The organism is Ensifer adhaerens, from assembly GCF_001270265.1.
Lineage (GTDB): Bacteria > Pseudomonadota > Alphaproteobacteria > Rhizobiales > Rhizobiaceae > Ensifer > Ensifer adhaerens_B.
The window spans coordinates 50,890-60,266 of the sequence record NZ_LGAP01000035.1 but is presented as its reverse complement, the minus strand read 5'-3'; the positions used below and the strand labels follow the sequence as shown (position 1 = coordinate 60,266).

11 protein-coding genes and 1 pseudogene are annotated in these 9,377 nt (G+C 62.9%); 7 read left to right on the top strand and 5 right to left on the bottom strand.

Annotation, left to right across the window (positions count from 1 at the left end):
• The 5 genes and pseudogenes from AC244_RS35895 to AC244_RS30610 form a co-directional block, all read left to right on the top strand.
• Positions 1-111: pseudogene (locus AC244_RS35895) on the top strand (IS5/IS1182 family transposase); the annotation flags it as partial.
• Positions 112-131: 20 nt separating this feature from the next.
• Positions 132-809: a hypothetical protein gene (locus AC244_RS36910; protein WP_152976181.1), complete on the top strand. Its 678-nt coding sequence runs from the start codon at positions 132-134 to the stop codon at positions 807-809.
• The gene (locus AC244_RS30625; RefSeq protein ID WP_063934174.1) at positions 745-1,416 is read left to right on the top strand and encodes a hypothetical protein; all 672 of its coding nucleotides are present in this window, start codon (positions 745-747) and stop codon (positions 1,414-1,416) included. Before AC244_RS36910 ends, AC244_RS30625 begins: the two co-directional genes overlap by 65 nt.
• A complete protein-coding gene (locus AC244_RS30620; protein WP_082367276.1) occupies positions 1,406-2,035 on the top strand; it encodes a helix-turn-helix domain-containing protein in 630 nt (209 codons plus the stop codon). The genes AC244_RS30625 and AC244_RS30620 overlap by 11 nt, the downstream gene beginning before the upstream one ends.
• A gap of 356 nt (positions 2,036-2,391) precedes the next feature.
• Complete coding sequence (locus AC244_RS30610) at positions 2,392-2,997, top strand: hypothetical protein (protein WP_053252600.1); 606 nt, start codon at positions 2,392-2,394, stop codon at positions 2,995-2,997.
• Positions 2,998-3,223: 226 nt separating this feature from the next.
• On the opposite strand, the gene AC244_RS30605 is transcribed toward AC244_RS30610, so the two are convergent.
• The gene (locus AC244_RS30605) at positions 3,224-3,610 is read right to left on the bottom strand and encodes an alpha/beta hydrolase family protein (RefSeq protein ID WP_234717073.1); all 387 of its coding nucleotides are present in this window, start codon (positions 3,608-3,610) and stop codon (positions 3,224-3,226) included.
• A gap of 446 nt (positions 3,611-4,056) precedes the next feature.
• On the opposite strand from AC244_RS30605, the gene AC244_RS30600 reads away from it, so the two are divergent.
• Positions 4,057-5,385 carry a metal-dependent hydrolase family protein gene (locus AC244_RS30600; RefSeq protein ID WP_053252606.1) on the top strand — a complete coding sequence of 443 codons (1,329 nt, stop codon included), beginning with the start codon at positions 4,057-4,059 and terminating at the stop codon, positions 5,383-5,385.
• Between the two features lie 180 nt (positions 5,386-5,565).
• On the opposite strand, the gene AC244_RS30595 is transcribed toward AC244_RS30600, so the two are convergent.
• Positions 5,566-5,988 carry a YciI family protein gene (locus AC244_RS30595; protein WP_053252598.1) on the bottom strand — a complete coding sequence of 141 codons (423 nt, stop codon included), beginning with the start codon at positions 5,986-5,988 and terminating at the stop codon, positions 5,566-5,568.
• Between the two features lie 408 nt (positions 5,989-6,396).
• On the opposite strand from AC244_RS30595, the gene AC244_RS30590 reads away from it, so the two are divergent.
• Positions 6,397-6,978 carry a BA14K family protein gene (locus AC244_RS30590; RefSeq protein WP_053252597.1) on the top strand — a complete coding sequence of 194 codons (582 nt, stop codon included), beginning with the start codon at positions 6,397-6,399 and terminating at the stop codon, positions 6,976-6,978.
• A 197-nt stretch (positions 6,979-7,175) separates the two neighbouring features.
• On the opposite strand, the gene AC244_RS38655 is transcribed toward AC244_RS30590, so the two are convergent.
• The 3 genes from AC244_RS38655 to AC244_RS30585 form a co-directional block, all read right to left on the bottom strand.
• The gene (locus AC244_RS38655; protein WP_268750794.1) at positions 7,176-7,310 is read right to left on the bottom strand and encodes a hypothetical protein; all 135 of its coding nucleotides are present in this window, start codon (positions 7,308-7,310) and stop codon (positions 7,176-7,178) included.
• A gap of 349 nt (positions 7,311-7,659) precedes the next feature.
• Positions 7,660-7,797, bottom strand: coding sequence for a hypothetical protein (locus AC244_RS37320; protein WP_161807921.1), 138 nt, complete (start codon positions 7,795-7,797; stop codon positions 7,660-7,662).
• Positions 7,798-8,634: 837 nt separating this feature from the next.
• Positions 8,635-9,150 carry a tetratricopeptide repeat protein gene (locus AC244_RS30585; RefSeq protein ID WP_053252596.1) on the bottom strand — a complete coding sequence of 172 codons (516 nt, stop codon included), beginning with the start codon at positions 9,148-9,150 and terminating at the stop codon, positions 8,635-8,637.
• Positions 9,151-9,377 lie beyond the last annotated feature (227 nt).

Sequence of the window (9,377 nt, the reverse complement as noted above, 5' to 3'; positions counted from 1 at the left end):
TGCTTCTCAAAACTCAAGCAGTTCCGCAGAGTAGCCACGCGCTACGAGAAAACGGCACAAAACTACCGAGCCGTCGTCACAATCGCAGCCATCGTCCTCTGGATCAGGTAAGTGTCCACACGACCTAGGCGATGCGCATCACATCGATCGTCGAGGCTCTGGTTCAGTGCGGTGCGACGCCGGAAATGATCCTGTGCGCCGTCCGCGCGGCGGAAGACGGTCAGCAATCGGACATCGAAAGGCGTCGGGCAAGCGATCGCGAACGGCAACAGCGCCGCCGCGCTCACGTGACGTCACGGGCCGTCACGGCGACGGTGCCCCTCTCTGATAAAGAAAGGTCCCCCACACCCCCTAAAGAAATTAACTCTCCCGACAACACCCAAATCCCTGCGCCATCGCGCAAATCCCAAATCCCTGCGCCATCGCGCCTAGTGCCAGGCGGCAGGCGCGCCATGCGCCTTCCCGAGCAATTCGAGCCGGACCGCGATTTTGCCGCGCGCCTCGGCTTCGGCCCGGCGGAGGTGGAGCTGGAGCTTGAAAAATTCCGCGACTACTGGACGGCGAAATCCGGACGGGACGCGGCCAAGCTCGACTGGCTCGCCACCTGGCGCAACTGGATGCGCAACGCCGCAAGGCCTCGCCGTGGCCACCGGCCGCAGGCGCCGCCGCACGAAAGCGCCTTTGCCCGCCACCAGCGGGAATGCCGACAAGCGATAGAGCGAGAACTCAATGGAAACCGAGACAATGACGACCTTATCAACACGCAACCGACTTTCGACCTTGAGCCGGGAGATTACCGCGCTCACTGACCGGCTGGCGCCGGCAAGCGACGATGCGATCCTGCGCAGCCTCAACGCGATGCAGACCGCCGGCATGACCATGCCGCAGGGCATCGACCCCGGCAAGCTTCTGCCGGTCTACAAATATGCGCTGGCAGGGGTGCCGGCCTGCGGGCTTTCAGCGGCGACGCAGAAGCTGATCCGCGGTGACTATGCCACCAACGCCAACGTGCTTCTGGGCACCATTCCGAAGCCGCCGGTGCTGGCGGCGCTGGCCAAGGGCGAGGCGGCGGCGACACGCGCCGAGCTGGCGCGCAGACGCGACCTCGCGGAGGCGCTGAATCCGACAGTGCCGGCGGCCGAACGCTCGCCCGAGATCCGCGAGCGGGTGAGGGTGCGGCTTCGCCAGTTTCGCGCCGAGCACACCGCCGCCAAGGCGATGGGGGCCGCACCCCGCGAGACGCCATCGCCCGAGCGGGCCGGGGCGCTGGCCGAGTTGATCGACCTTCCCGATGCCGCCGAGGTCATGTGCGAACAGCGCGCCTTTCGGGCGGGAGTGGAGCGCGACATGGCCCATCCCGCAGGGCGCGGGATGGTGATGGATCTTACGATGGAGGTGGCGAGCGATGCAGCCTGAGACGAGACATTCGACGATGCAATTGGCGGAACGAGTTACCCAGGACGGCGCCACCAGGGATTGGGCCATGGGGGATGTGGCCACAAGGGATGAGATTTTGGTTTGCGGCGGCAAGGACCGGCCGGACGCAGGGCCGGTGCCTCAGGGCATGTTGGCGGGCGACTGCGAGGCTACCGGAAATGCCGGCGAAAGCGAGCGGCTGCAGGCGCCAACGCCTGACGAGCTGCTCGGCGCGCTGAGCGCGCATGTGAAGGCGCAGCGCTTGCGGGTGCTGGAGCTGGAGCTTGCACTTGCCGACGCCGAAGCGCGCATCCTGTCGCAGGCGCAGTTGCTCTGCGGCACGGGCGCTGGCGGCAAGGGCGGTCTCTTCAGCCGTCGGCCGGTGCGCGAAATCGTCGAGGAGGTGCTGCTTGCCTATCCCGGCATTGCCTGGGCCGACGTGATCGGGGTTCGCCGGGAGCGCCGGCTGGTGGAGCCGCGCCATCGCTGCATGGCGGCGGTCTACGACGAGCGCGAAGACCTGTCGCTGCCGGCGCTCGGCCGTATCTTCCGGCGCGACCACACCTCGGTGCTGCACGCGGTCAACAAGGGCAGGGCGAAGCGATGTGTCGGGACCTAAAGCATGTCGCGCAAAAGTGTGGAGCGGTTTTGCGATAACGACATGCGTAAAAACAAGAGCTTAAAACGCAGCAAGCGAATCCTGGCGATCGCGACGCGCTTTAAGCGCTGCGGCCGAAGGGTCATGGCCCGGTGCACGGGTCATCACGATCAGTGGCGACGGGGCGGTCTGCCTTGGGCGGCGGATTGTCGTGGTTGCGAGCCGCAAGGCAAAGGCGGCGTGCCGCACGCTGCTTGGCGCGCGCATCGACAAACAGACATTTTCAGACCGGCATTGGCATTGCCGCAGCCAGCGTCCGGCCCAAGGCCGGATGCGCGTGGGCAATGGAACGCAGACGAACAAAAGGAGACAGCACGATGACATCCAAGGCGGAACGCATTCGCATCAAGCGGGCAAGCAAGGCGGGCCGGCCGCGCAAGGCCGACGTGGCGCGCTATCCCGGCGGGCAGATCAAGCATGGGGAAACGGAAAGAGAGGTGCGCTCGGTTGCCATCGCGGCGCGGCAGCGCATGCATTTCCCAGGCGCCAAGGGCGTGGATGCCGGCAGCCCCTTTGCCGGCTACACGCTTGGCCGGATGTTTCTCGATGGCAAGCTGACCGCGCACGAGCGTGAAGCGGGCGACGAATATGCCCGGCAGATGGCGCGCTATTACAGCCTGACCGGCATTCCCTTTCCAAGTGTGCGGGCGCAGTCGCTGTTCAGCGTCAAAGGTTTTGAAGGCGAGACGACCGCCGAGCGGACGCGGGCAGCACGGGCTGCGGCCAACCGGATGATGGAGCTCGAGGGCGTGCTCTTGAAGCTGCCGGAAGGGCCGCGGGTGAAGACCACGGTCTTCAACGTCTGCGTCATGGACTACGAGGTGCTGCGCACCATGCCGGAACCGCAACTGGCCTGGCTGAAGCGCGGCCTGACCGAACTGCACTGGCACCTCGGGCTTTCCAGGGAGAAGGAGGCGGTTTGAACAGCGCAAGCCTCTTTGCGGCAGAAGTTGTCACCTGTGCGGGGCAGCCACCACGCTGCCGGTCGTTCCAGACAGTGCCTGTGATGACCGTTCTATTCTCCTCATCCTCGCCCTTGTGGCGGGGATTCTGTGTATTGCGGGTGTGGTTAGGGAATTCGGGCGGAAGGCCGTTGGGATCTCCAGGATCCGCCTTCTGCGCTTCAAGCTTGGCTTTGCGCGACGTGCACTAGTGGAACGTTACAGCCGGGGCGAACATCCTTTGCAGGAACGGGCGAAGGGCTGCCCGCACGTATTCCCTCGGAATTCGGTGCCCGCATTCAGATATGTTGAGCGTAACCGGAAGCCCAGAATCAGAAAGCGCTTTTGAGAATAATTCGGCCTGGGCGACGGGCGCGCGGTCGTCATGCCTTCCATGCAACAACATCGTTTCCGACTGGATCTTGTGCGCGTGATGGTGAGCGCAGCGCACCAGAAAGGCTTCGCTCGATACGCCCGCCTCATTCTCGATTGCCCATCGCAAATCTCGAGCGCTGCTTTCAAAAGCCGCTTCGAGATCGCAGACGCCGCTGGAAAAAATAACGGCTCGCAGATCGGCAACCTGGGTGGCGACCATTGCCGGCATGGTCACCATCGGGCTTGGGTTTGATGGGTAGACAATACGTCAACTCGAGTCGATGGCAACGACCGCGGCGCTGTAGGGCGAGGCGGATCGCTCCGTAACGGCTTTAGTGCAACCGTGACCCGAGGCAACGCTTCGGTTTCATCAACGTCTGCTTGTCCCCAAAAGCAGACGTTGGTATTGTTTCGTGCCGCGTTGCGATCGGCCTGACTGCGAACATGGCCTTGCAATGCATGGACGAGCGGTGGCTCGCGCCTCGGCCCTATCGCAATGGATGCTACAACTTCCTCTCGTGCCACGACCCATCCCTTCCTCAAGGTTGGAGAATCGCCGTGTGTATCAAGTCTTTGGAATTGCAGGAGTTGATGAAATCCACGTTTGTGGCGCGTGCCTTGCCCCACGCCGCAGCCGTGTTCTTTTATGCCCGCACAGCTTTCGTGATGCTGCTGAAAAGCAGACGGTGGCTTGCGGCCGTTCTCGTGCTCGGGGCTTGTCCGGCTGCGAGGGCGGATGACGTCCTTTTCGAAAACGTCCGCATCTTCGATGGGAAAGGAGCGACCTCACTTTCCGCACCGTCGAATGTACTGGTCAAAGGCAATGTGATCGCTCGCATCTCGACAAGCCCTGTCGAGGCGGAGGGTGCCCAGCGCGTTGCCGGAAACGGCCGAACGCTGATGCCGGGCCTTATCGATGCGCACTGGCACGCAATGCTGGTTCGGCCCACTCCGGCAGAATCGTTCGGCGACGTCGGCTTCAACAATCTTGTGGCTGGCGACGAGGCGACGGACACGCTGATGCGCGGCTTCACCACCGTTCGCGATGTGGGAGGACCGGTGTTCGGTCTCAAGCGCGCGATAGATGCAGGTGTCACCGAGGGACCGCGCATCTACCCCTCCGGTGCCGTGATCACCGTGACCAGCGGACATGGAGATTTCCGCCAGTTCACCGATCTGCCGCGGGTGATCGGCGGCCCGCTCACCCGCATGGAGCAGATCGGCGGGAGCATGGTGGTCGACAGCCCCGACGAGGTGCGTGTGCGGGTTCGTGAGCAACTCATGCAGGGGGCTGCGCTCGTCAAGGTGACGGCCGGCGGCGGGGTGTCGTCACCCCACAGCCCGCTCGATGTTACCACCTTTACCGAGGCTGAGCTGCGGGCCGCGGTTGAAATAGCCGACAATTGGGGCACCTATGTCGCCGCGCACGCCTTCACATCGCATGCGGCCAAAACAGCGATTGCAGCCGGCGTGAAGTGTATCGAACACGGCTTCCTCATAGATGAGGAAACCGCCAAGCTGATTGCCGAGAAGGGCATTTGGCTAAGCCTGCAGCCGCTTCCCGAATTGTTGAGGCAAGGCTTTCGGGAGGGCTCGGTCGAGCGGGCGAAGGCGGATGAGGTGTGGCCCGGCATCGCCAGAACCTACGAACTGGCGAAGAAGTACAAGATCAAGACGGCGTGGGGCACCGATGTCCTGTTCTCCCGCGCGTTGGCGCAGCAGCAGGGGGCAATTCTGGCCTCCCTCAGTCGTTGGTATACGCCTGCCGAAGCGCTCTCGATGGCGACCGGAACCAATGCGGAGTTGCTGGCGCTGTCCGGTCCGCGCAATCCCTATCCGGGAAAGCTCGGCGTGATCGAGGAAGGCGCGCTTGCGGATATCTTGCTCGTCGATGGCAACCCGTTGGAAAACATCGACCTGGTGGCCGATCCCGCCAACAACTTCAAGATCATCATGAAGGACGGCGTCATCTACAAGAACACGCTGATGAAGTGAGGAACAGCTGAACGCTTGTCGCCTGGCATCGAGTTGTGAGCAGTAGGCTGACGGCGAATGGCCGAGCGGTGGTGGGTTTGCCGCCGGGTGATCACTAGTCACTGGCGGCATCACCAGCGTTGAGCCGGGGCTCGTCGCAACCCCGGCTCTCTGCAATGCTTTGCCGGCTGAAAGGCGGCCTCAATTGCCGCCGATGCGTTCGCGCAGCCGGTCGTCCAGCTCGGCGATCTCAGGCGTCAGCGCGTCGCCGAAGTCGGCGGCCTCGAAGACCGGGCGGATTTCGATCTCGCTCGGGCCGGGCATCGGGTTGGGGCAGCGCTTTACCCAGGCGATGGCCTCGTCCATGTCCTTGACCTGCCAGATCCAGAAGCCGGCGACCAGTTCCTTGGTCTCGGTGAAGGGGCCGTCGATGACGAGGCGGCTGGCGCCGTCGAAGGCGACGCGCTTGCCCCTGGACGAGGGATGCAGGCCTTCACCCGCCAGCATGATGCCGGCATTGACCAGCTCTTCGTTGAACTTGCCCATGGCTTCCAGCAGCTCGGTCGAGGGCATGTTGCCCGCTTCGCTGTCCTCGGTCGCCTTCACCATAACTATCACGCGCATGGTCTTCTCCTTTGATCGACGAAGCCACAGCGGCCTCTCTGCTTGAATGACGAACGGGCCACGGTGGGGCCGACATTGCACCGAAACTTTTTTCCGCAACCCGTCGTGGCATCGACGTGAACCCACGCAAAGAGGGAGCGCAGAGCTTATGCAACGCCTGGCCGTGTGCTCAGGTGGTATCGCCGGCGAGCGCAGGAAAGGCCTCTTCGCAAAGATATGTCGCCTGCCGCGGGTGGCAAGATACCCGGGCAACGAGATCGACCGCCGCGCCGCGCTGGTTTCCGGGTGAGGTCAACTGTCATCGCTATCATTATGTTTTTACGTGCTAATATGACGAAGAGCGCATTCACCATGGGTTCACGTCAAGGGGGCATAGCTTGCACCTGTTCGAAACGGATAGGTGTCGAGATGAAGAAGATAGGCATTGTGATCCTTGCAGCGGTGACGGCTCTGACGAGCTACGCGCCTGCGAGTGCCATGCCGGTTGCCGCCATTCAGTTGGCGCAGCAGAGCGACGTCGATAGGGTGCAATACCGCGAGTGGAACGGTAACAGGCATCGGCCGCGGCCGGGCTGGAACCATGGCGGATATCGGCCGCGCCCGGGCTGGCACGGCGGCTACCGCCCACGCCCGGGCTGGGATGGCGGCCATCGCCCGCGCCCGCACTGGGATGGCGGCTATCGTCCGCGGCCGGGCTGGCATGGCGGCGGCGGGTACCGCTATGGCTGGTACAATGGCCATCGCGGCTATCGGGGATACCGTGACGGATATCGCCGTCACAATGACGGCTGGTGGTATCCGCTGGCAGCCTTCGGCGCCGGCGCCATCATCGGCGGCGCGATCGCCGCTCCACCGCGCCGCGTCGAATCCGGCGTGAATCCGCGGCATAGCAACTGGTGCTATGACCGCTACCGCTCCTACCGCGCCTGGGACAACTCGTTCCAGCCCTATGGCGGACCGCGGCAGCCGTGCTACTCGCCGTATTATTGACGGGATCAGGCCCGCCGGTCGAAATTGGCTGGCGGGCTTCCTGCACGGCGCTCCACCTGGCCTGCAACCGACGGATGCCGGCCTTGGGAAGGCTGTCGTCGGCGCCGTCACGCCGTCTGGTGGCTGCTGCAATGGAAGGGCAGGCGCAAGCGGATGCCTCGGCCGTTTACCCGATTTATCGGAAAGCTGTGGCGGGTTTAGAACTTCAGTCGGGCGTCGTCATGTTCGGGTGGGCGGTGCGCTTCCTTCTGGCGGCGCATGCCGTAGGCGAGGGCAAGCCCCAGCACGGCGGAACCGACGACAACGGCGAGTAGTGCGAAGAAATTCTCCATGACATTCTCCTCCCGGCGGGGATGATAACACAATCGGACGCGCACAACCAAATATGCGCACGCGCGCGAGAACCGGGGTCCTCAAACCCGAACGTGCAACGAGGTCGGCACATACATTGTTCCGGCGTCTCAAAAACACGTCGCCTGAGAACCGGGCCGTGCAACGCGCTTTGGGCCCAGGTTATGCATGTCGTCGTCCCGAAACCGTCGCGGACATTCGCGCGAGACGCATTGCGGCGCGGCGCGTCAATCGTGATGTGCTAAGGGCGCTGTAACGCTTTAAATTTCCTGCATAATTTCCTCAAAGCCGATCCGGACCTAAGGCGTAATGCCATAGGTGCACGGCGGTTCAGTAGCCGGAGCCGCCGCTGTCGCGGCTGATTTCGCTCGGCGCGGAGCCGGCATTTCGGCTCGGCTGCGAGCTGGTGCAGGCGCCGAGCGAGAACAGCGCGATCACGAGGGTGAGGATCAGGAAAGGATGTTTCATGTTTTCCTCCCATTCTATAGGCGCTACGCCGCCTCCCGGCGGTAAAGCGATGCGCCTTGACGTTGTGCGGGCCTGACTTGGCGCAGCCGTCGTGGCCGCGCAGGTAATTTGTGTCGGCGTTACATCTTCCTTTTGCCGCCCGGCGACCGCCCGCTCTGTTGGCTGTCCGGGACGAGGCGCCGGTTCCGGTTTGAACGAGCCGCTATCTGGCAGGTGCGCCGGGGCAGCCCGATGCGAATATCGAGATGCTAATATACATTATTCGCGGGGAGGTGCGCGGCGAGGCGGCAATGCCGGGCCACAGTTTTATACGGCACCAACGCCGGAAAGGATCCGCGGGGCGATAACCGAAGCGTCCTGGCGGCGCCGCCGAATGCGCTGGCGATCGGTGAAGGAAGATCACATCCGAAGGCGGGGAGCGATGTTCGAGAAAAATCGAACAAAGCCAGAACAAATTTTGTCCGAGGGGGTTGCCATGCGCCCGGAAGCGGGCTAAGGATATTACAGGATGGTCGTTTCGTAATCGAAGCGGCCTTTTTCATTTTGTGGGCAAGCGGCGCGGCAACGTTTGTGCCTGTTGCGCTCCACACGATCGGCTTTCCTCTTCCTCTTGGCTATCTGCGCCGCGCTTAAAGAGCGCGACTGCGCTCATTGCGGTTTTGTTTCCGACAGGTGCTGCAAGTCCTGGAGTTTGATGGTGGCAACCTCTGTCACCCTTCACGGGGCGCCGCGTCGTCCATCATGCCAGCGACCTCCTGTTCGCTTAAAAATGGAGGCGGTGGCCGAGTGGGCTTCACACTCTTCCGGCGGTCCGCTGCCGGCGGCGTCTCGTTGCGCTCAACTGCGCCCGACATCTCTCTGTTCGTCTTCGGCCATCTCGAGCACCTGCTTTGACAGGTTCTCCGCCGGCATTTCTTCGGTTGGTCCTTCGCGTCTTCCCCCAGGATGAAGTGCTGCCGAGAAGCCGGCCGGTGCCGTGCTCGTTTCGACGCTGCTGTCGTCTCGTTGGCGGCGGTCCACAATCAACCGCGCGCCGTGATGACCCTTGCGTGCGGCGCTGCGCCACCAGCGAAACGCCTCCTGCGGGTCGGGCTCGACGCCGAGACCCTTGTGATAGATCGTTGCGAGGCGAGCCTGCGATGCGGCGTGGCCCTGGCGGGCGGCTTGTCCATTCCAGTGGTAGGATGCGGCGTAATTTTCCGCGCGACCATCGTTGAAATAGATGTCTCCGAGTGCCGCCTGGGCCTCGAGATTTCCTGACGTGGCGAGTTCGAGCAACCTTGGCGAGACATTTGCGGCGGAGAGCCGCGGCGTGAAAATGGTCTTCAACCTTCTGACTGCGTTCTGGATCATCAGGCACCCGTCTTTTTCATCGCATAATTCCTTAAAATCTGGATCGATCGAACGGACAAATTATGCTGCACTTTGAAAGTGTTATGTCTCTGAAGCGCGTCACGATCTTTCAGTTTCGCTTGCCGCTTCAGGTTCTTGTTCCTGCGCATGTCGTTATCGCAAAGCCGCTGCACACTTTTGCGCGACATGCGTTTCCTGCCTGTCATGCCCGGCGTGCGGCGCCCGTG